The sequence below is a fragment of the Streptomyces sp. NBC_01016 genome (assembly GCF_026341035.1).
Lineage (GTDB): Bacteria > Actinomycetota > Actinomycetes > Streptomycetales > Streptomycetaceae > Streptomyces.
In genome coordinates this window covers 2,369,878-2,391,323 of the sequence record NZ_JAPEOQ010000001.1, presented here as the reverse complement: position 1 = coordinate 2,391,323, position 21,446 = coordinate 2,369,878, and the positions used below count along the sequence as shown (strand labels likewise).

Genomic DNA, 21,446 nt, shown 5'->3' with positions numbered 1-21,446 from the left:
TCGTCGGCCACAATGGCGGCCATGACGACCCTGCACCACCCCGGTCCACCCGTCGTCCTCGATCGCCGCGAAGGCCCCTTCGGTGAGGTGGTCCTGCGCCGTCACGGCGACCTGCTCCAGATCATCGCCAACGGCACGTTCCTGATGGACACCTCCGACGGTCGCTCCGAGCGGCGTCTCATCGACTCGGCGCTCGCGGCCCTCGGTGATCGAAAGAAGCCGCAGAAGCCGCGTGTCCTCATCGGTGGTCTCGGCGTCGGCTTCTCCCTCGCGCACGCCGCCGCCGACCCGCGCTGGGGCCGCATCACGGTCGTCGAGCGGGAGCCCGCGATCATCGACTGGCACCGGCAAGGCCCGCTGCGCGAGCTGTCCGCAGAGGCCCTCGCCGACCCTCGTACCGACATCGTCGAGGCCGACCTCGTACGGCACCTGCACACGGCGACGGACACCTACGACGCGCTCTGCCTCGACATCGACAACGGTCCGGACTGGACCGTCACCGAGGACAACGACACCCTTTACGGACCCTCCGGCCTCGCCGCCTGCAAGGACCGACTCGACCCGGGCGGGGTTCTCGCCGTATGGTCCGCACAGCCGTCAGCAAATTTCGAAGAAACCTTGCGGAATGCCGGTTTCCAGGCGGTGCGCACCGAAGAGATCCCGGTTGTCCGGGGCGTCCCTGACGTGGTGCACCTCGCCCTGAGGCCCACGTAGCCGACCGGCGGTAACTCCCCGTACGCTGACGTCCGAAACCCAGATCATTCAAGCGTCAAGCGCGTCACGACGGCGCGCATTCAGGGGCGGGGCGATGGAGCAGACACACACCTCCCACAACACCACCACGACGACCCAGGGAGCCCAACGACGGGTCCTGGTCGTCGAGGATGATCCGACGATCGTCGACGCCATCGCCGCCCGACTGCGCGCCGAGGGATTCCTCGTGCAAACCGCGCAGGACGGCCCGGCGGCGGTGGACACGGCCGAGGCCTGGCAGCCCGACCTGCTGATCCTCGACATCATGCTGCCCGGCTTCGACGGCCTCGAGGTCTGCCGCCGCGTGCAGGCCCAGCGGCCGGTGCCGGTCATGATGCTGACCGCGCGCGACGACGAGACGGACATGCTGGTGGGGCTCGGCGTCGGCGCCGACGACTACATGACCAAGCCGTTCTCCATGCGGGAACTCGCGGCGCGCGTGCACGTGCTGCTGCGCCGGGTCGAGCGGGCCGCGCTGGCCGCCACGACACCGCGCAGCGGCATACTGCGGCTCGGCGAGCTGGAGATCGACCACGCGCAGCGCCGCGTGCGGGTCAGGAGCGAGGACGTACACCTCACTCCCACCGAGTTCGACCTCCTCGTGTGCCTGGCGAACACGCCGCGCGCGGTCCTCTCCCGTGAGCAGCTGCTCGCCGAGGTGTGGGACTGGGCGGACGCCTCGGGCACCCGCACCGTCGACAGCCACATCAAGGCGCTGCGCCGGAAGATCGGCGCGGAGCGCATCCGCACCGTGCACGGCGTGGGCTACGCACTGGAGACGCCGAACCCGTGAGCGGCGGGGACCGGAACCGGGCAGTGGGCGGGCGGCCGCACCGGCCGCCGTTCAACCCTCAGTGGGCGTCCGGCGGTCTGCGCCCCTTCTCCGTCAAGGCGAAGCTCGGCACGCTCGTCGTCGTCTCCGTCTTCATCACCACGGGCCTGCTCATGGTGGCGATGTACACGGCGACGGAGCTGCGCTTCATCACGGTGTTCTCGATCATCGCCACGCTGCTGATCACGCAGTTCGTGGCGCACTCGCTGACGGCCCCGCTCGACGAGATGAACACGGTCGCCCGGTTCATCTCCAACGGCGACTACTCGCGCCGGGTGCGCGGCGCGGGCCGGCGCGACGAGATCGGTGACCTCGCGGTCACCATCAACCGCATGGCCGACGAGCTGGCGGCCCAGGACCAGCAGCGCAAGGAGCTCGTGGCCAATGTGTCGCACGAGCTGCGCACGCCCATCGCGGGCCTGCGCGCGGTCCTGGAGAACGTCGTCGACGGGGTGATGTCCCCCGACCCCGAGACGATGCGCACCGCGCTCAAACAGACGGAGCGGCTCGGCCGCCTCGTCGACACGCTGCTCGACCTGTCCCGCCTGGACAACGGCGTCGTGCCGCTGAAGACGCGCCGCTTCGAGGTCTGGCCGTATCTGTCGGGCGTCCTGAAGGAGGCCAACATGGCGGTCTCCCAGCGCGCCGGAATCGCCTCGGGCTCCGGCACCCATACGCGTACGGACGTCCATCTGCACCTCGATGTCTCGCCGCCCGAGCTGACGGCGCACGCCGACCCGGAGCGCATCCACCAGGTCGTCGCGAACCTCATCGACAACGCGGTGAAGCACTCCCCGCAGCACGGCCGCGTCACCGTGCTCGCCCGGCGCGGCCCCTACCCCGAGTCGCTCGACCTCGAAGTGCTCGACGAGGGCCCCGGCATCCCGCAGTCCGAGTGGCACAAGGTCTTCGAGCGCTTCAACCGGGGCGACGCCGACTCCGGCAGCGACAAGGGCAAGGGCGACGGCGGCACGGGCCTCGGCCTCGCCATCGCCCGCTGGGCCGTGGAACTGCACGGCGGACAGATCCGGGTGGCCGAATCCGAGCGGGGCTGCCGGATCAAGGTCACACTTCCGGGAGAGTCCGGAACGCAAAGTTGACGTAGGGTTTCGGTCAGGCAAGGGTCAAGAGCGCGCCGGGCAGACACGAACACGCCGGGCGCGCATGCGAACGTACCGAAACCCCGCTTGTTTCCCGCCATTTCCAGGCCCGAAACGCAACTTCCGGTGTGACTTACGTGACGGATGACCGGCCCGGTCTGCACGTCCCGTGAATGGAGGCGTAGCCTTTATTCCCGCTGTCCATCACCTTGTGAGAAGCGGAAGAGGGCGGTTACCGCCGTGTCGCCACAGTCCCCCAGTAACTCGAGCATCTCCACCGAGACCGACCAAGCCGGGCAGGGTAAGAACCCTGCGGCCGCGTTCGGACCCAACGAGTGGCTCGTCGACGAGATCTATCAGCAGTACCTCCAGGACCCGAATTCGGTTGACCGAGCCTGGTGGGACTTCTTCGCCGACTACAAGCCAGGTGCCGCGGCCGCGGGGGCCGCGACGACCCCGAAGCCGGCCGAGAAGCCCGCGGCCCCGGCCGCACCCGCAGCGCAGGCCCCCGCCGCGCCCGCGAAGCCCGCAGCCGCAGCTCCCGCACAGGCTGCCGCTCCGGCCCCCGCGAAGCCCGCCGCTCCGGCCGCGCCCACCGCGCCGAAGCCGGCCGCTGCTGCCGCCACCCCTGTACCGAAGAAGGCTGAAGAAGTGACGACCGAGGCCCCTGCCGGCCCCGAGCTCGTGACGCTGCGCGGCCCCGCCGCCGCCGTCGCGAAGAACATGAACAAGTCCATCGAGGTCCCCACGGCGACGTCCGTGCGCGCGGTCCCGGTGAAGCTGCTGTTCGACAACCGCATCGTCATCAACAACCACCTCAAGCGGGCCCGCGGCGGGAAGATCTCCTTCACGCACCTCATCGGGTACGCGATGGTGCAGGCCATCAAGGCCATGCCGTCGATGAACTACTCCTTCCAGGAGAAGGACGGCAAGCCGACGCTGGTCAAGCCGGAGCACATCAACTTCGGTCTGGCCATCGACCTCGTGAAGCCGAACGGCGACCGCCAGCTGGTCGTCGCGGGCATCAAGAAGGCCGAGACGCTGAACTTCTTCGAGTTCTGGCAGGCCTACGAGGACATCGTCCGGCGCGCCCGTGACGGCAAGCTCGGCATGGACGACTTCACCGGTGTCACGGTCTCCCTGACCAACCCCGGCGGCCTCGGCACCGTCCACTCGGTCCCGCGCCTGATGCCCGGACAGTCGGTCATCATGGGCGTCGGCTCCATGGACTACCCGGCGGAGTTCCAGGGCACGTCCCAGGACACGCTGAACAAGCTCGGCATCTCGAAGGTCATGACGCTCACGTCGACCTACGACCACCGGGTCATCCAGGGCGCCGCCTCCGGCGAGTTCCTGCGCATCGTCGCGAACCTCCTCCTCGGCGAGGGCGAGTTCTACGACGAGATCTTCAAGGCCCTGCGGATCCCCTACGAGCCGGTCCGCTGGCTCAAGGACATCGACGCCTCGCACGACGACGACGTCACCAAGGCCGCCCGTGTCTTCGAGCTGATCCACTCCTACCGGGTGCGCGGCCACGTCATGGCCGACACGGACCCGCTGGAGTACCAGCAGCGCAAGCACCCCGACCTGGACATCACCGAGCACGGCCTGACGCTCTGGGACCTGGAGCGCGAGTTCGCCGTCGGCGGCTTCGCCGGCAAGTCGATGATGAAGCTGCGCGACGTCCTCGGCGTGCTGCGCGACTCGTACTGCCGCACCACCGGCGTCGAGTTCATGCACATCCAGGACCCGAAGCAGCGCCGCTGGCTGCAGGACCGCATCGAGCGGCCGCACGCCAAGCCGGAGCGCGAGGAGCAGCTGCGCATCCTGCGCCGGCTGAACTCGGCGGAGGCCTTCGAGACCTTCCTTCAGACCAAGTACGTCGGTCAGAAGCGGTTCTCCCTGGAGGGCGGCGAGTCCGTCATCCCGCTGCTCGACGCGGTCATCGACTCCGCCGCCGAGAACCGTCTCGACGAGGTCGTCATCGGCATGGCCCACCGCGGCCGGCTGAACGTCCTGGCGAACATCGTCGGCAAGTCGTACGCGCAGATCTTCCGGGAGTTCGAGGGCAACCTCGACCCGAAGTCGATGCACGGCTCCGGCGACGTGAAGTACCACCTGGGCGCCCAGGGCACCTTCACCGGCCTGGACGGCGAGCAGATCAACGTCTCGCTGGCCGCGAACCCGTCCCACCTGGAGACGGTCGACCCGGTCATCGAGGGCATCGTCCGCGCCAAGCAGGACATCATCAACAAGGGCGGCACGGACTTCACGGTCCTGCCGGTCGCCCTGCACGGTGACGCGGCCTTCGCGGGCCAGGGTGTGGTCGCCGAGACGCTCAACATGTCGCAGCTGCGCGGCTACCGCACGGGCGGCACGGTCCACATCGTCATCAACAACCAGGTCGGCTTCACGGCGGCTCCCGAGTCGTCGCGCTCCTCCATGTACGCCACGGACGTGGCCCGCATGATCGAGGCGCCGATCTTCCACGTGAACGGCGACGACCCCGAGGCCGTCGTCCGCGTTGCCCGTCTGGCCTTCGAGTTCCGCCAGGCGTTCAACAAGGACGTCGTCATCGACCTCATCTGCTACCGCCGCCGCGGTCACAACGAGTCGGACAACCCGGCGTTCACGCAGCCGCTGATGTACGACCTGATCGACAAGAAGCGCTCGGTGCGCAAGCTCTACACCGAGTCCCTCATCGGTCGCGGCGACATCACCCTGGAAGAGGCCGAGCAGGCGCTGCAGGACTTCCAGGGGCAGCTGGAGAAGGTCTTCACGGAGGTCCGCGAGGCCGTCTCGCACCCGGCCGCCGCCGAGGTCCCCGACCCGCAGGCCGAGTTCCCCGTGGCCGTGCAGACGGCGATCTCCCAGGAGGTCGTCAAGCGCATCGCCGAGTCCCAGGTCAACATCCCGGACAACGTCACGGTGCACCCGCGTCTGCTGCCGCAGCTGCAGCGCCGCGCGTCGATGATCGAGGACGGGACGATCGACTGGGGCATGGGCGAGACCCTCGCCCTCGGCTCGCTGCTCCTGGAGGGCACGCCGGTCCGGCTGTCCGGCCAGGACTCGCGCCGCGGCACCTTCGGTCAGCGTCACGCGGTCCTCATCGACAACAAGACGGGCGAGGACTTCACCCCGCTCCTCTACCTGTCGCAGGACCAGGCCCGCTACAACGTCTACGACTCGCTGCTCTCCGAGTACGCGGTCATGGGCTTCGAGTACGGCTACTCGCTGGCGCGCCCCGAGTCGCTCGTGCTGTGGGAGGCGCAGTTCGGTGACTTCGTCAACGGTGCGCAGACCATCGTCGACGAGTACATCTCGGCCGCCGAGCAGAAGTGGGGCCAGACGAGCGGTGTCACGCTGCTCCTCCCCCACGGCTACGAGGGCCAGGGCCCGGACCACTCGTCCGCGCGTGTGGAGCGCTTCCTCCAGCTCTGCGCCCAGAACAACATGACGGTCGCCATGCCGACCCTCCCGTCGAACTACTTCCACCTCCTGCGGTGGCAGGTGCACAACCCGCACCACAAGCCGCTGGTGGTCTTCACGCCGAAGTCGATGCTGCGCCTCAAGGCCGCCGCGTCGAAGGTGGAGGAGTTCACGACGGGCGGCTTCCGCCCGGTCATCAGCGACGAGTCGGTCACCCCGAACGCGGTCAAGAAGGTCGTCTTCGTGGCGGGCAAGCTGTACTACGACCTGGAGGCCGAGCGGCAGAAGCGCGGCGACACGGAGACCGCGATCATCCGCGTCGAGCGCCTGTACCCGCTGCCGGGTGCCGAGCTCCAGGCCGAGATCGCCAAGTTCCCGAACGCCGAGAAGTACATCTGGGCGCAGGAGGAGCCGGCGAACCAGGGTGCGTGGCCGTTCATCGCGCTCAACCTGATCGACCACCTGGACCTGGCCGTCGGCGCCGACATCCCGGGCGCCGAGCGCCTGCGCCGCATCTCGCGGCCGCACGGCTCGTCCCCGGCGGTCGGCTCGGCCAAGCGTCACCAGGCCGAGCAGGAGCAGCTGGTGCGCGAGGTCTTCGAGGCGTAAGGCCCCGGAGCACAGCGAGCATGACCGAAGGCCCGGTCCCCTTTCGAGGGGCCGGGCCTTCGGCCTGCGTACGCGGCCGCGTCAGGTCGTCTGGGGCTCGAAGTCCCAGTGGGGGCGGTTGCGGGCGCGGGCCGAGATGGTGTGCACGTGCTGCTTGCCGAGCGTCGCCTCCAGGTCCGAGAGGGCCTCCTGCTCGATCTTCTCCGCCTGCCTGCGCTCCCGCAGTCCACGGAGGTCGGCCGCGTGCGCGATGCGCGCGGACAGGGTGAGGGGGTGGGTGCGGCCCAGCGTCTCGATGGCGCGTGTCACCGTGTCGTTGCTGAGTTGGGCGGCGGACTCGGTGTCACCGACGAGGTTGCGCAGGGCCGAGGCGTTGACGGCGCAGCCCAGCGTCCAGGGGTGGTTCTCGCCCACCGCGGCGGTCATGTCGGTCAGGGACCGCTCGATGAGGTCGTGGGCGTGATCGCGCTCCCCCACGTTGCGCAGGATGAGCGCCTGGTTGGCGCGGGCCCCCGCGACGAAGGGGTGGCTCCCGGCGAGCGTGAGTTCGTAACGGGCGACGATGGCCTCGCTGAGCTCCCGCGCCTCGTCGATGTCCCCGTCCTCGCGGGCGAAGCAGCTCTGGGCGGAGGCGAAGACGAGGGTCCACGGGTGGGTCTCGCCCATCACGCGCTCACCGCGCTCCAGTACGCGCGCGAGGACGTGGCCCGCCTTCGCGCGCTCGCCCCTGCGGTAGTGGCAGAGCGCGAGGTTGTACTCGGCCTTGAGGGTCTGCGGGTTGCTCTCCCCCATCACGAGCCGGTTCTCGCGCAGGCTCTGCACCTGGTTCGACTCGGCCTCGTCGTACCGGCCGTTCAGCCTCAGGTCGATGGAGTAGGAGATCTGGGAGTCGAGCGTCCAGGGGTGCCGACCCTTCAGCAGGGTCCGCCGTGACTCCATGACCTGTCGGTCGATGTCGAGGGCCTCGGCGTAGGAGCCGAGCAGCCGCAGGGTGACGGCCACGTTGTTCTGCGCGTTCAGCGTGCGCGAGTCCTGTTCGCCGAGGAGCCCCTGATAGGCGGTCAGGATCCACCGGCACAGTTCGAGCGCCTCGTCGTAGCGTCCGAGGCCGCGCAGGTCGGCGGCGAGGCCGCTGGCGGCCCGCAGGTGCTCCAGGTCGTCCGGTCCCCGCGTCTCCCGCAGGTGCTCGACCGCGGCGCGGTTGAGGACCTCCGTGCGCTCGTACTCACCGGCGGCGCGCAGCACGTTGACGTAGTGGAAGGACAGCTCCCAGATACGCGGATGGTTCTCGCCGAGCAGCTCCTGCCAGGCCTCCATGGCGCGCTCGCCCAGCTTGATGCCGGCCGTGTACTCGCCGGAGAAGTACATGTAGCGCAGGCAGTTGAGCACCAGGGTCTGGACGCCTGGCTCCTTGCTCTGCAGCACGTCGGCGTACTTCAGGTGCGGCGCGATCTCCGCGTAGCCGGGCCACAGGCGGGTGTCGGTGGGCCTGCGCGGGTCGGCGGCGGCCAGCGCCCGCCGCACGACGTCGACGAACTCGCGGCGGTCCGCCTCCGGCATGTCGGCGTGCACGATCTGGTGGACCATGCGGTGCAGGTACAGGGATTCCCCGGAGGCGGTCGCCTCGTCCGCCCCCGCCTCGTGGGACTCCAGGCGGACCACCGAGTACTGGCGCAGCTGGTTGATCGCCTTGTTCCACAGCAGGGGGTCGTTCAGCAGGCCCGCGACCTGTTCGGGCAGCTCGTCGCTGAGCATCTCCCGCAGCAGGCGTACGGGGATGAAGCCGGGCGCGAAGAACGTGCACAGTCGCAGCAGGTCGACGGACTCCGGGACGGTGTCGCGGAGCTTGTTCAGCAGTATCGACCAGGCGGTCTGGAAGGCGACGGGGAAGTCCGCCGACACCTTGACCACGTCCTGGTCGACGCCGCCGTCGAGGAGGCCGATGTACTCCTCGACCGACAGGTCCGAGTCGTTCAGCCAGCCCGCCGTCTGGTCGAGCAGCAGCGGCAGGTCCTCCAGGGCATCCGCCAGCTGGTCCGCCTCCGCCTCCGACAGCCGCGGAGCCCGGCGCCGCACGAACGCCACCGACTCGTCGCGCTGGTAGACCGGCACGTCGAGCAGCATGCTGTTGTGCTCGCTCCACTCCGGGTTGCGGGAGGTGATGATCACCTGTCCCGGTCCGGTGGGCACCAGGTCCCAGATCTGGTCGGGCTCGTCCGCGCCGTCGAGGATCAGCAGCCATCGCGCGTACGGGTCGCCCCGGCGCAGCGAGTCCCGGACCGCGCGCAGCCGCTCGCCGTACTCCTGGCCGGTCTGCAGGCCGAGTTTGGGCGCGAGTTCGGCGAGGCCGCGCCGGTAGGTGACGCGCTTCTCGGCGTTGACCCACCAGACGACGTCGTACTCGGAGCCGAAGCGGTAGACGTACTCGGCCGCGAGCTGTGTCTTGCCGACGCCCGACATGCCGTGGAACGTCAGCACGCCCGCGCCCGACTCGGCCGAAGTCAGCTTGTGGTACGCCTCGTTGAGGAGCGCCTCGCGGCCGGTGAAGCGGGTGTTGCGGCGGGGCACTCCGCCCCACACCTCGGGCATCGTCGCCGGGAACCGGGGGCCGCGCCGCGCGCCGGCGGCGGGCTCGGGCAGCGGGTCGGTCGGCAGGTCGAGCCGCTCGAGGAGCCGCCGCTCGGCCTCCTCGGCCCCCAGGTTGGTCAGCCCGACCGCCCCCAGCACGGGGGTGGCCGACGGCAGCGGGGACGTGGTCAGGGACACGGCCGCGAACCGGGAGGGGTCGGGTGCGACGACCGCGCGCAGCGCGGCGTTCCACTCCTCGTGCGTGCGCGGGCCGAGCTGGAAGTACCACTCACTGACGATGATGAGGACCCGGCCCTCCGCCAGGCTCAGGTCCCGCAGCAGATCGACGAGCGGGGTCTCTGCCGGGGACTCCCAGCGCTGGTACACCACCCGCAGGCCGCGCCGCTCAAGACGGTCCCCGATCCAGGCCGCCCAGGCCCTGTTGAACCCGGCGAAGCTGATCGTGACCGTCCGCTTCCGGGCATCCCCCACGGTCGTCCCGACCGGCTTACGAGTTCCAGACATGCAGCGGCCTCCTGCGCGTAGTCGCAAAAAAATCGTAGGACCTCGGCGCGATGCTGGTAAGTGTCACACCGCCAACTACGCCTTGGTTCCAGGATCTTCGCGCAGCGGAACACCGGTCCGCCGACATCTTCACTCATTCGGACGGGTGGTCGAGGACTGTCGCTGCGTCCAGAGGGTGCGGACGGCACTCACGTACGCCTCCGCGCGCGCCGTATGGCCACGTGGCGCGGGGTGCGCGTCCATGCGTTCGTACGCGACGACCATCTGGTCGACGAAGCGGCGCCCGCGCGCGGTCAGGTCGGGCGAGCCGACGAGCACCGGGAGCACGGCTCCCACCTGGACCCGGTAGCGGCTGTACTGGGTCCAGGCGGACTCGGCGCGGGAGGGCACGGAAAGCGCCCGGCGCTGGAAGAAGTCGGCCAGCGCCAGATGCGCGTAGGCGCCCTGGAGGAGCCCGTCGTACGGTCGCGGGTCGGGGCGCCAGGGCGCGAAGTACCGGGCGCGGCCGTCACCTTGGTGGAGCACCACGGCGTCGCTCAGGGCGGAGAGCTTCGCGTGCTGGAGTTCGTGGACGACCGTTGCCGCGAAGGCGGCCGACGTGGGCGGGGTGCTGGTGAGCAGGGCGCCGAACGCCTCGCGCCGGGTGGCGCTGCAACCGCCCCGCGCCTCCGCGCCCGGCGGCATCTCCAGGGGCACGAGGCAGCGCAGCAGCGCCAGGGCCTCCGTCAGCCGGTGCGCGCCGCCCGTGCGCAGCACCGCGGCGGTGCCCGACCAGGCCATGAGCCAGCGTTTGCGTTCCGCGTCGTCCAGCGTCGTCGGACCGCTCTGGGTGCGATGGCGGGGCTCGGATCCCGTGCGGTACGGGTCGAGGTCGTCCAGGGGCATGGGTGCGGCCTCGGGGGTCAGCCCGGGCAGCGCGTGGGCGGGCGTCCACGCGCGCGAGCCCGACCACGCGCCGAACCCGTTCTCCAGGAAGACGACGACGTCGGCGCCGCCGTGCCGACGCAGCCTCATCCAGCCGTCACGGGCGACGACTTCGACGTGCACGTCGTCGGACGGGGCGGTGCCCAGGCTGCCGAGGGACGGGAGGTTCAGGGTGCCGTCGTGGGCGGTCAGGCGCGTCGTGAAGGGGATGCCGGCGCGCGCGGCGGACACGGCGGCCAGCGCGCTGAAGTGGGCGAGGTCGAGGGCCAGTCGGCGCGCCTCGTCCGGCTCGGCGGTGCCCTCGGCCCGGTCCAGGCCGCGCAGGCACCGCAGGGCCCACGGTCCGGTGAGCGGATAGCGGATCCGGTCCCGGGCCGAGGGCGCGCCCCGGGGCCCGGCCGACCGCGGCGTGTCCTCCGCCTCGGTCAGCAGCGCCCAGTCGTCCTTCAGCCGCGCCTTCTGCTCCGGGGAGCACACCCTCGGGTCCGCCGCGTCCGCCGCGTCGAGGAGGGCGCGGAGCAGCAGCAGGCGCCGGGTGTCCTGGTCGTGCACGAGGAGCGCGAGCGTGTCCGGGCCGCCTTCGGTCCGGCCGAGTTCGTCGAGGGCCGGGTCCGGGACCTCCGAGAGCATCACGGGGTGCTCCTTTCGGGAGAGACCGGGACGGCCGCGGCGGGCGGCTCCGCGACCCGTGCGGCCACATGGCGGATGAACCGCTGCAGGTCGGCGCAGTACACGGAGGGGTTGCGGAATCCGCTGCCCGCCCGGTAGCGATGCGCGTAGTGACCGCCTCCGCAGACGGTCAGCAGGGGGCAGGCCCGGCACTGCCCCGACAGTTCCGTGGCGGCCGCCTGCCGGGCGACCACCCCCGGATGCGCGAGGGCTTCGTCGAAGTCGTTGTCGAAGACGCCGAGGCCGGTCGCGGCCGCGCCCTCGTAGGCCGACTTCAGGGAGTCCACCTGCTCGATCGATCCGTCCGTCTCGACGACCACGGCGTCGAAGGGCGCGAGCCCCAGCGACTCCGTGGCCGCCGGAAGGCCGAGGAGCAGCGCGATGCACTCCTCGAAGAGGCGGATCCGTGTCTCCCGGCGCCCGGCCTCCCACCAGCGGTCGAAGACGGCGCACAGCCAGTCCCCGTGGACCGTTCCCGTGCTGTCCCAGTGCGGCGGCGGGTTCGTCCAGTTGCCGTGCGGCAGCAGCAGGTCCAGGGCGGGCGGGCCGAGGGCGAGCAGGGATTCGTAGGTCCCGACGGGGTCCTGCGCGGGGTCCACGACCGCGAGGATCCCGGCGAAGGACCGCGGGAAGCGCTCGGCGACCAGCCGTGCCCCGCGTGCGGCGGCGGGCCAGGAAGGGCGGCCCGCGTGGTCGACGCGGAGTGCGTTGCGCTCGGCGGTGCCCCCGTCGAGGCTGATGCCGATGCTGATGTCGTGCCGGGCCAGGGTCGCGAGGCTGCGCTCGTTGAGCAGCGTGGCGTTGGTCTGGACGGTGGCGCGGACCGTGCATCCGGCGGGTACCCGGTCGCGGACCAGATCGATGAACCGGCCGAGTGCGGCGGCGCCGGCCAGCAGCGGCTCGCCGCCGTGCAACACCACGGAGAGCGCCGTCAGTTGATGGGCGCGGGCGTGCTCGGCGATGCGGTACGCGGTGCGGTCCAGGACGGCGCGGGACGCGGCGGCGGGCCGGGTGCGCCAGGTGTGGTCCGGGCCTTCGTAGAGGTAGCAGTACCGGCAGGCGAGGTTGCAGCGGCCGTGGACCTTGACGATGAACTGCCGGAACGGAAAAGGGGGTTCGGGCGCCGGACGGGGAGCGGTCTCTACGGACACACCTGCACCCCCATGTCGTACGCCCGTTTCAGGACCGCACTCGCAGGGAACCGCATACCGTCACGGTCGCGGCCTCAAACGCGGTGCTTTCGAACTGTCCTATTCGGTGGACCACGCGACCGAAACCACGCAGCGCGGGTCCCCCGGTGCATCAGGTGAAGGAGTTGTTCCACCCCCAAAGCGTCTCGCCGGGCCGCCCCGCACGATCCCGTAGATCGGCCAACACCTCTTGAAGCACCGGGTGTTGAATGCTCGTCAGTTCCTTCAGGGCGAGCTGCGTCAGGTCGGGCAGCGACTCCTCCCGCTCCGCCCCCTCCGCGGCCTCCACCGGTTCGTCCTGTCCGTTCACAGCGTCCCCCTCGCGTTCCTTCGCCATCGGCTCACTGCACATCGGCTCATTGCAGCGCGGCTCATTGCAGCGCGGCCAGCCGTTCCGCCGTGTCGTGAGCCGTCGGAGCGCCTGCTCCCAGGCTGTCCTCCGGCAGCTTCGACCATCCCGCGCGTGCCGCCCGGTAGGACTCGCGCGCGGCTCGCGGGCGAGCCGCCGCCTCGTAGGACATACCCCGCCAGTGCTGCGCCTGCGCACCCAATTCCACGGCGTGCCGCCGCCGTTGGTCCGTCGCCGCGTCCTCCTCGGCCTCCCGGGCGCAGTCCGCCGCAAGGCGGAACGCCTCCACGGCCTCGCCGAGACGGGCCGGACGGCCGAGGCTGCGGTACGCCTCGTACTGCACCTGCCCCAGCTCCAGCCAGCACTGCGCCGCGAGGAGCGGATCGTCGGCCTCGGCCGCGGCGAGGCCGAGAAGGTGCTCGGCCTCGCGCAGGTCGACGCGGTCGGCACGCGCGCGGTAGCGGAGCATCAGCGCGCGGCCGAGGAGCAGCAGCCGGCCGGCCAGCTTGGGACTGCCCGCCGCCGTCTCGCTGCGGCAGTCCCGCAGGACGCGAATGGAGCGGGAGATCGACTGCGACTGCTGGGCCCGGGTTCCCGACTCCAGCGCGGCGCGGCGCAGCAGCGCCTCGCCCCATTCGGCGAGTACGTCGGCGTGGGCGGCGGCCTCCCGCGGCATGCGCTGTGCGGCGCTCCCGAAGTTGTCGTCCGCTCCCTGGAGTTCGCGCGGGTCGCCCGATTCCTCGAAGCGCGCCACCCGGATGCGTCCGGCGCGCAGCAGCAGTCCGGCCCGCAGGCCCTGGTCCGCGGCGAGCGGCAGCGCCTCGTCGACGCGCGCCTGCGCCTCGTCCAGTGCGCCGCCCGCCGCGAGGAGCGCGTCCACCAGGTCGAGGACGATGCGCACACGCGGCAGGTGCGCGATCGCGTCGGCGTCGCCGTCGAGGCCCTCGCGCAGCGACTGTGCGCTCTGCTGCGCGTACCGGCGCGCCTGTTCCCTGTCGGACGTCACCCCGGAGAGCCGCAGCAGGACCCGCCCGTGGGCGAGCGGGAGTTCGGGCGGGTGGTGGTGGCCCTGCCACGTATCGACGAACGCCTCCAGCATGCCGACCGCGCCCTGGAGCAGCGCGCTGTCACCGCCGAGCCGCCACTGTGCCTCCATGGCGCCGACCCGCTCCAGGGTGAGCCACAGCGCCTGCCCCTCCCGCAGGTCGGGCGCCGAGCAGGCCACCGCGTACTCCCGGTCGGCCCTGCGCAGCAGTTCCAGCGCGCCGTGCCGGTCGCCGCGGCGCCTGCGGTCCGTGGCGGCGGTGGAGAGCACGCGCGCGAGGACGGCACGTTCGCGCAGCGCGTGCGGGTGGGCGGCGGCGCGCTCGGCGGCCTGCTCGGCCTCGCGCAGCAGCTCCGCGCCGCCCTGCACCTCCCACAGGCGCAGCACACAGAGGGCGTACTCGGCCCACAGCTCGAAGTCCCGCTCCGTGGGCGTCTCGTGTTCGGTCGCACCGCGCAGCAGCTGCACGGCGTCGATGAGGTCCTGGACCATGCGCTCGTGGTCGAAGCGCGCGGCGAGCTCGCGGGCCCGGGTGACCGCGGGGTGGGTCGGCGGTGTCTCCTGCGGCCCCGTGTGCCCCGGGCTCCCGTACAGCGCGAACTGTTCGGGCAGCGGCATGAAGCGCTCCAGGACCTGCGCGGCGACCTCCGCGAAGGGCTGCGGGACCAGGTCGGCGCCGCCCGCCCCGCCGTCCCCGTTCTCGCCCTCGACGGCGCCCGGCGGCCGGTAGCCGGTGCCGGTGGGGCGCGCCGCGCCGACGACATCGGCCGCCCCCGCTCCGCCGCCGTCCCCGAGCTGCGCCAGCGCAAGCGCCGGGAAGTTGGGGCCGCCCTTGCCGAAGCGGGCCTCGATGTACTCCGAGCAGTGCTTGAGGACCAGCACGGCCTCGTCCCTGCCGAGCGGACCGAGCAGCGACTCCTGCACGCCCCGCGCGAACTCGTACCACTGGACGCCGTCGCCGCCGTGCTCGTCCTTGGCCCGGGTGAGCAGCCCGCTGAGCAGCACCTCGGCCAGTTCGGAGGGGCCCGAGCCGGGCAGCATGGTCCGCTGCACGAGCTGCATCACCGGCAGGCACAGCGGGGCCGCCGCCAGGAATCCGGCGAGTCGGCTCGCGTCCGGCGATGCGGTGGAGCGGAACCGGCTGACCAGTTCGAGCACCGAGGGGCGCTGCGCCTGCCGCCCCGCCGACGCCCGCGGCTGGTCCGCCCTGACCCAGCCGACGGCCCCCGAGACCGGCCCCGCGCCGGCCCCCGACAGCAGCCGCGCCCAGGCGCCGAGCGCCACCGGCTCGGGCGGCAGGACGGGCACCGGGAGCGCGCCCGCGCGGGCCGCAGCCGGGGGCCCCGCCGTCGTCCGCACGCGCAGCGCGGCGGCGCCGCCGAGACCCTCGCCGCGGGTCAACTCACCGTAGGAGACGGGCAGTCGGGTCCGGTTCCACATGCGCTGCGGCAGCGGCTGGAGCACGGCGACGGGGGCCTGCCGCGCCAGCTGGTGCAGGAGTCGGTGGGCGCGGCCGCTGCGCCACAGCGGGCCCGCGCAGTCGCTGACAAGAATGGCGACCTGGCGCCCCGACGGGTCGCTGAGCCGGTCGGTGGAGTGCAGGGGCGCCGCGTACAGCTCGGGGCTGCGGCTGACGGCGGCCTGCGCGTCGGGGCCCTCGTGCAGATAGCTGACCTGGATGTCCGAGAAGGCGCCCAACTGGCCGAAGACCCGCTCCAGTTCGCCGAACATCCGGTCCCATACGCGCATCGACGAGGAGGCGTCCATCACGAGGTGCAGCCGCGCGTCGGCACGGGTCACCGCTCGGAACACCGGCAGCACGAGGCCGCCCGCGCGCGCGGTGCGCTCCGCGGTCGCCGTCTCGTCGAGCACCGAGCGCAGCGGCGGAGCGGCGCTGCGATAGCCCTGCAACGGGCGGAGTGCGCGCTGGAGTTCGAGCGGGGAGGGGAACGCGGGCGCCGCCGGGACGCCGACCGGGAGCGGGGCGGTGCGGCCTCCGCCGCGCGCGCGGCCACCACCGGCGCGCGGCACGGGGTACAGGGCCACCCGCCGGTCACCGCTCGCGTCGTACGCCTGGGGTGTCGGCCCCTCGGGCTCGCTCTCCGGGGGCGTGGGAGGCGGGGTGGCCGGCAGCGGGGCCGGCCGCGGCAGCTCGCGGGCGGGCCGCCCGCCCGGCGCCGCTTCCGTCTGCTCCGCGGGCTGCTCGGGGCGGCGGGCGTACCGGGCCAGCCACAGTGCGTCGCACAGCCCTTCGGCGTCGGGGTCGAGCCCCACCTGCCGCAGCCTGGCGACGAGTTCGGAGACCGGGTCGCCGCCCTGGCTTCCGGGTTCCGAGGGCGAACCGGGACCCTGACGCGCCGTCGCGTCCGGAGTCACCGCTTCACCTCGGGCGGTCGAGTCGCTGGATCAGGAGGTCTGCGAAGGATTCGCGGCTGGTGGGGGCGGCCGCGTCGGTCAGGTAGATCGCGTTCAACAGCTGGTCGGTCGCGAGGAGTTCGCTGCGGGAGCGCTCCAGGAACCGGTTGATCAGATCGTCGCCCGCGCGTGCCGCCTCGTCGCCGAGGTGGGCGCGTACGAAGGTGGCGAGCCGGTTGTGGTCCGGCCTGCCGAGTTCGAGGTGGATGCAGCGGCGCATCAGCGGGGCGGGGAAGTCGCGCTCCCCGTTGCTGGTGAGCACCACGAACGGGAAGGCGTTGCAGCGCACCCGGCCGTCGCGGACGCGGACCTTGACGCCGTCGGCGGTGAGCACCTCGGCCTCGCCGTCCGGTAACCGGTCGGCGACCCGCTCCAGTTCGGGTATCGCGAACTCGCCCTCCTCCAGCACGTTCAGCAGGTCGTTGGGGAGGTCGATGTCGCTCTTGTCGAGCTCGTCGATGAGCAGCACCCGCGGCGTCGGCGACGCCAACAGCGCGGTGCCCAGCGGCCCGAGCCGGATGTAGCTACCGATCCCCTCCACCGCCCCCGGCGACCCGCCCGCCGAGCCGAATCCGCCCTGCGCCGCGATCTGCACGTCCTGGAGGCGGGCGATCGCGTCGTAGTGGTAGAGCCCGTCCTGGAGCGTGGACCGGCTGACGATGGACCACCGCAGTACGTTGCCCAGGCCCAGCTCGTACGCCACCGAGTGCGCGAGCGTGCTCTTGCCCGCGCCGGGGCTGCCCGTCACGAGCAGGGGGCGGCGCAGATACAGCGCCGCGTTGATCATTTCGAGCTCTTCGGCGCCGGGCCTGTGCAGCTCCGCCAGGTGCCGGTGCGCGCCGAGCCTGCGGTCCTCCGATCCGTCGCCCGCGGCCGATTCGTCGGTGGACCGCCCCGAGAAGTCGCGCCAGGGCGGCGGCGGGGGCAGACGGTCGAGGCCCTCGTGGGGTTCGCCGGCGCCACGGTAGATGAGCCACTCACTGGATTCGGTCATGGTCCGGTCCTCGTCGTCACTCGTCCAGCAGGGCAGCCGAAGGGACGTGCCTCACGGTATCGATGGTTCGTGGCGCTGGTAAGGGCTCCGTGGAGAGCTGGCCTGAAGGGCCCTTCTGAGGCGGTGCAGTTGGGCCTCGTGGCGATCTTCGGGCCGACCGGTCCGGCGGCGGTTCGACGCGGTCGCGTCACGGCGCCTCCAGGAGTTCCCAGGCGCTCGGGAGAGGCTGTTCCGGATCGTCGTAGAACAGGGCGATGCCGTCGGCCCAGTACGCCTCCGTGTGGCTCGCCAGGAGCTTTCTTCGCAACTCGTGGACGCGCTCCGGGAGATGCCGCGCCCCGCGCGCGTCGGCCACCGTGACGGCGGCGCCCCGGTGGAACTCGCCGCACACCGCCGCCGAGCGGGCCGGGCCGCGGCGCCACAGGGCGACACCGAAGCCGCCCAGCAGCACCCGGGCCAGGGCCTCGGTGTCGTCCTCGTAGCGGTGCTCTCCATAGCGACACATCACTGGTACGGATCCGGGCGACAGATTGCGCAACTCGAAGTGCTCCGGCACCGGCCTGGGCACCCCGTCGTCGCAGTCGAGGATCTCGGCCCTGGCGCCGTGCGCGTGCAGCCAGCGCCAGCGGTCCGCGCGGTCCGCGTCCGACTCGGGCGGGGCCGGGGCGAAGGCCTCGTACCCCGGCTCGCCCGGCAGCCGGTCCCGGTCGCCGCAGCGCAGCACGACGGGGCCGCGCACGCCCAGGGGCGGTTCGTCCGGCCGCAGCCGCCAGCCGTCCACCGGCAGGTCGAGGCGGGTGTGCGGGAGCACCACCTGGAGGATCGCCGGCCAGCCCGGCTCGTCGCACTGCCGGAAGGCCTCCGCCAGGGGCGCGGCGAGCCGCTCCGGGAGGGCGTCGGTCGGGGTGCGCTCCTCCTGCCGCACGCAGTCGCGCGCGCCGCCCGGCCGGGTCACGTACACCTGCCAGTCCCAGTGGTCCCGTTCCCAGCCACGCTCGACGAGTTCGAGCAGCGCGGCGGGCCGGGCGGCCCGGTCAGGGGCGGGCTCGGGCGCCGCGCCTGGTGGTCTGCGCTGCTTCAGGCGCTCGACGCGCTGCTTCTCGATGCGCCGTCTGCGCGCGCCGTCGAGCCTGCCCTCTCCGGCCTGCCGCACCCACTCCCACAGGGCCGCCTCGGCGCTCGCCGTGCCCGGCGTGACGAACGGGCGCTCGGCCGACAGGACCCGCATCGCGTAGTCGAGCACGAGCCCGCGCACGCCCTCGTCGTGCGCGCCTTCGTAGAGGGCCCCGAGCCCGTCCCTCCAGCCGCGCGGCGAAGGCAGCGGGGCGCTCCCCTCGAACTCCGGGAGCGACTCCATGATGTCGAGCAGACCGCGGGTGCTGACCGGGGGCGGCAGGTCGGCGAGCCGGCCGAGCAACTGGACGCGCTCGCCCGCGGTGAGCGTCCGCCCCGGCCGCGCGCCGAGCCGGCTCTGCACATCGGCCCAGGTGTTCCGGGCGGGCTGCGACTGCCGCTGGCGGTCCCGGTGGTAGCGGTCGTGGGCGTGGCAGACCGACTGGTAGAGGTCGTCGTGCTCGGCCCGCACCGCCTGCCCCGGCACCGCCGCGGGCAGCGTGCGCAGCTGCTCGATCCCGATGGACGTGCCGCCCCGCCCGTGGTCCGCCCGCGACTTCAGTACGCCGATGACCTCGCCGCGCACCGGGTCGACGACGGGGCCTCCCGAGATCCCGTACGGCAGGTCGTTGTCCCCGAGGCGCAGCTGCACGCCGGACGACCAGTCGCCGATGGTGCCCTTGACGGCGATCGGCCCGTCGAGGCGGCACACCTGTCCGTCCAGCACGGTCCAGCCCGCGTAGAAGACCTCCCCCTCGCTGTAGTACGAGGCGGGGCGCTCGGCTACGTAGACGCACTCATGGTCGACGGGTTCGCGCAGCCGCACGAGGGCGAGGTCGGGGGCGGGCCACTTGCCGGGCACCGCTTGTTCGACACCCTCGGGGAGCGTGGCGACGACGTCCCCCGGTACGTGGGTCGCGCCGCGGCCCGGGCCGCTCTCGTAGGCCACCGTCAGCTCGCCCCCTTCCCCGCCGCGTGCCACATGTGCGCAGGTCAACACCCAGTTCGGGGCGATGAAGAAGCCGCTCCCGACGAAGCTTTTGGGTTCGTCGGCTGCATACCCGGCCCCTGTGCGATGAATGCGCACGGTGGCCGCCATGACGAGTTCACGCAGTGCAAGGAGGGCCGCATCCCGCTTGCCCGATGCGCCCCCGTCGCGCTCAGGTGTCATGCCCCGGCCCCGGCGACGGTCGGATCGGCTCCCCCGTGCGCCGGGGCGCCGGGGTACGCGCCGGGGTCCGGATTCTCCAGGTCCGGCGGCCCTTCGTTCCAGGTCAGCGTGACCTTGATACCCGCCTTCGCCTCACCGTCCGCGAGCAGCCCGACGACCTTGCCCGCCTTGGCCGTCAGCTCGACGCCGAATTCGACGCTCACCTCGTCGGGGCGCACGGCACGCAGCGGCCGTGCGAGGGAGCGCGCGACCCCCGTCACGAGCGCGTGCAGACTCTCGACACTCGCCTCCACGCGGTCGGTGATTCCTGTGTCGGAGTACGACAACTCCCCTTCGGTCACACCCAGTTCATCGGTCGCACCGGATATCCGGGCCCACACCGGCGTCCCGTCCGGCAGCGCGATCCGCGCGACCCTGGTCACTTCCTGCCCCATACCGCTCCCCCGTTTCCCGTTCCCCGCGACCTCCCATGCGGGACAAGGGTCCTTCCCTGGATGAGCGGGAGCTACCCCTCGGGCGGGCTTCATGGTCGCCGGCCCCCATAGGCTGGGTGGGCAGTCACACCACGCCCGCGCGCCCGCGCGGGCCCCGCACGCAGGAGAAACAGCCCCATGTACTTCACGGACCGCGGCATCGAAGAGCTGGAGAAGCGGCGAGGCGAGGAGGAGGTCACCTTCGAGTGGCTCGCCGAGCAGCTGCGGACGTTCGTCGACCTCAACCCGGACTTCGAGGTCCCGGTGGAGCGACTCGCCACGTGGTTGGCGCGGCTCGACGACGAGGACGAGGACGACGACGAGTAGGCGCCAACCGGCTATCCGACTAACCGGCCCTACGTGCCGCGCGCATCCTGTCGTACGCGAACCCGAGCGCCCCGTGCAGCAGGAGAAGCGCCCCGGCGGTGGTCCAGCCGCCGCTGCGCCGCCGCAGGCCGTGCACGGTGAGCGGCAGCCCGGCCGCGAGCTGGGCGGCCACGATCAGCCGCGCCCTGGGTCCGCGCAGCCAGGGGCCGACGCTCGTGGCCTCCACGACATCGAGCTCGGCGTGCACGGCGTCGCGCCAGCCCGACCAGCTGATCTGCTGCGCGTCCGGCTGGATCCGCGCGACCTCGCGCAGCCGGTCGGCGGGTTCGCCGGGGGTCAGTCCTGCGGGGAGGGCGAGTCCGGTGCGGGTGAGCACCGCGAGCAGACCCAGCATGCGGGCGCGCGCGTCGGCCGCACTGTCGCCGGTGTCGGGTTTCGCGAGGGCTTCGAGGGCCTGCAGGTCGAGTACGGGATCCAGGCCCAGGCGCGCCGCGAAGGTGCGCAGCGCCTCGGCCTCGCCGACCGGGGTGCCGTTCGCCAGCCACTCGTAACCGACGGGGCGGCGGAACCCGGAGGCCAGCGTGAACCCGCTGCGGTCGGCGTCCCACCACAGCGCGAGCACCGGCCAGGTCGCGCCGACGGCGAGCGCGCCCGCCCAGCCGCCGAGCACCCGGTCGACGGGTTCACCGCCGCCGTCCTCCATGGACAGCCACGGCTTCGCCTCGGGTACGAGGACGCTCCACTCACGTCCGGCGCGGGTGAGCAGCATCCGCTCGCGCAGCAGCTGGGCGGCGGGCCCGACGACGGACGGTTCGGCACGGCAGAGCAGCAGCGCACCGGCGGGTTCGAGGGACGACATGGCCCCACGCTAGGGCAAGTCGGTGCATTACCGCAGCAATTGGACGGCCTACCGGGCGTCGGGGCACGGACTTCCGCGACAGTCTTGACTTTCCCCAACCG

At 72.1% G+C, this 21,446-nt stretch carries 14 protein-coding genes; 5 read left to right on the top strand and 9 right to left on the bottom strand.

The features are described 5' to 3' along the window. The first annotated feature begins 12 nt into the window (after positions 1 to 12). The 4 genes from OG746_RS11245 (at position 13) to OG746_RS11230 (ending at position 6,723) form a co-directional block, all read left to right on the top strand. Complete coding sequence (locus OG746_RS11245; RefSeq protein ID WP_524540398.1) at positions 13 to 714, top strand: spermine/spermidine synthase domain-containing protein; 702 nt, start codon at positions 13 to 15, stop codon at positions 712 to 714. A gap of 94 nt (positions 715 to 808) precedes the next feature. Continuing rightward, positions 809 to 1,546 carry a response regulator transcription factor gene (locus tag OG746_RS11240; protein WP_266714016.1) on the top strand — a complete coding sequence of 246 codons (738 nt, stop codon included), beginning with the start codon at positions 809 to 811 and terminating at the stop codon, positions 1,544 to 1,546. A 23-nt stretch (positions 1,547 to 1,569) separates the two neighbouring features. Further along, positions 1,570 to 2,685: a HAMP domain-containing sensor histidine kinase gene (locus OG746_RS11235; RefSeq protein WP_266718868.1), complete on the top strand. Its 1,116-nt coding sequence runs from the start codon at positions 1,570 to 1,572 to the stop codon at positions 2,683 to 2,685. Between the two features lie 240 nt (positions 2,686 to 2,925). Further along, a complete protein-coding gene (locus tag OG746_RS11230) occupies positions 2,926 to 6,723 on the top strand; it encodes a multifunctional oxoglutarate decarboxylase/oxoglutarate dehydrogenase thiamine pyrophosphate-binding subunit/dihydrolipoyllysine-residue succinyltransferase subunit (RefSeq protein ID WP_266714014.1) in 3,798 nt (1,265 codons plus the stop codon). 81 nt (positions 6,724 to 6,804) lie between these two features. Here the strand turns inward: OG746_RS11230 and fxsT are convergent, their stop codons facing one another. The 8 genes from fxsT to OG746_RS11190 form a co-directional block, all read right to left on the bottom strand. Continuing rightward, a complete protein-coding gene (fxsT, locus tag OG746_RS11225) occupies positions 6,805 to 9,816 on the bottom strand; it encodes an FxSxx-COOH system tetratricopeptide repeat protein (protein WP_266714012.1) in 3,012 nt (1,003 codons plus the stop codon). A 129-nt stretch (positions 9,817 to 9,945) separates the two neighbouring features. Further along, positions 9,946 to 11,370 (bottom strand): aKG-HExxH-type peptide beta-hydroxylase, encoded by a 1,425-nt coding sequence (locus tag OG746_RS11220; protein ID WP_266718866.1) that lies wholly within the window; start codon positions 11,368 to 11,370, stop codon positions 9,946 to 9,948. After that, a complete protein-coding gene (locus OG746_RS11215; protein ID WP_266714010.1) occupies positions 11,370 to 12,560 on the bottom strand; it encodes an FxsB family cyclophane-forming radical SAM/SPASM peptide maturase in 1,191 nt (396 codons plus the stop codon). Before OG746_RS11215 ends, OG746_RS11220 begins: the two co-directional genes overlap by 1 nt. 151 nt (positions 12,561 to 12,711) lie before the next feature. Then, the gene (gene fxsA / locus OG746_RS11210; RefSeq protein WP_266714008.1) at positions 12,712 to 12,936 is read right to left on the bottom strand and encodes an FxSxx-COOH cyclophane-containing RiPP peptide; all 225 of its coding nucleotides are present in this window, start codon (positions 12,934 to 12,936) and stop codon (positions 12,712 to 12,714) included. Positions 12,937 to 12,970: 34 nt separating this feature from the next. Then, a complete protein-coding gene (locus tag OG746_RS11205; protein ID WP_266714006.1) occupies positions 12,971 to 16,369 on the bottom strand; it encodes an SAV_2336 N-terminal domain-related protein in 3,399 nt (1,132 codons plus the stop codon). 4 nt (positions 16,370 to 16,373) lie between these two features. Further along, positions 16,374 to 17,402 (bottom strand): AAA family ATPase, encoded by a 1,029-nt coding sequence (locus OG746_RS11200; RefSeq protein WP_266714004.1) that lies wholly within the window; start codon positions 17,400 to 17,402, stop codon positions 16,374 to 16,376. A gap of 187 nt (positions 17,403 to 17,589) precedes the next feature. Then, positions 17,590 to 19,686 carry a VMAP-C domain-containing protein gene (locus OG746_RS11195; protein ID WP_266714002.1) on the bottom strand — a complete coding sequence of 699 codons (2,097 nt, stop codon included), beginning with the start codon at positions 19,684 to 19,686 and terminating at the stop codon, positions 17,590 to 17,592. Then, on the bottom strand, positions 19,683 to 20,120 hold the full coding sequence (locus tag OG746_RS11190; protein ID WP_266714000.1) for a CU044_2847 family protein: 438 nt from the start codon (positions 20,118 to 20,120) through the stop codon (positions 19,683 to 19,685). The genes OG746_RS11195 and OG746_RS11190 overlap by 4 nt, the downstream gene beginning before the upstream one ends. 177 nt (positions 20,121 to 20,297) lie before the next feature. Between OG746_RS11190 and OG746_RS11185 the strand changes: the two genes are divergently transcribed. Then, positions 20,298 to 20,486: a DUF6104 family protein gene (locus OG746_RS11185; protein ID WP_266713998.1), complete on the top strand. Its 189-nt coding sequence runs from the start codon at positions 20,298 to 20,300 to the stop codon at positions 20,484 to 20,486. 19 nt (positions 20,487 to 20,505) lie between these two features. Here OG746_RS11185 and OG746_RS11180 read toward each other — a convergent pair whose 3' ends face one another. Continuing rightward, positions 20,506 to 21,345 carry a hypothetical protein gene (locus OG746_RS11180; RefSeq protein WP_266713996.1) on the bottom strand — a complete coding sequence of 280 codons (840 nt, stop codon included), beginning with the start codon at positions 21,343 to 21,345 and terminating at the stop codon, positions 20,506 to 20,508. Positions 21,346 to 21,446: the final 101 nt, after the last annotated feature.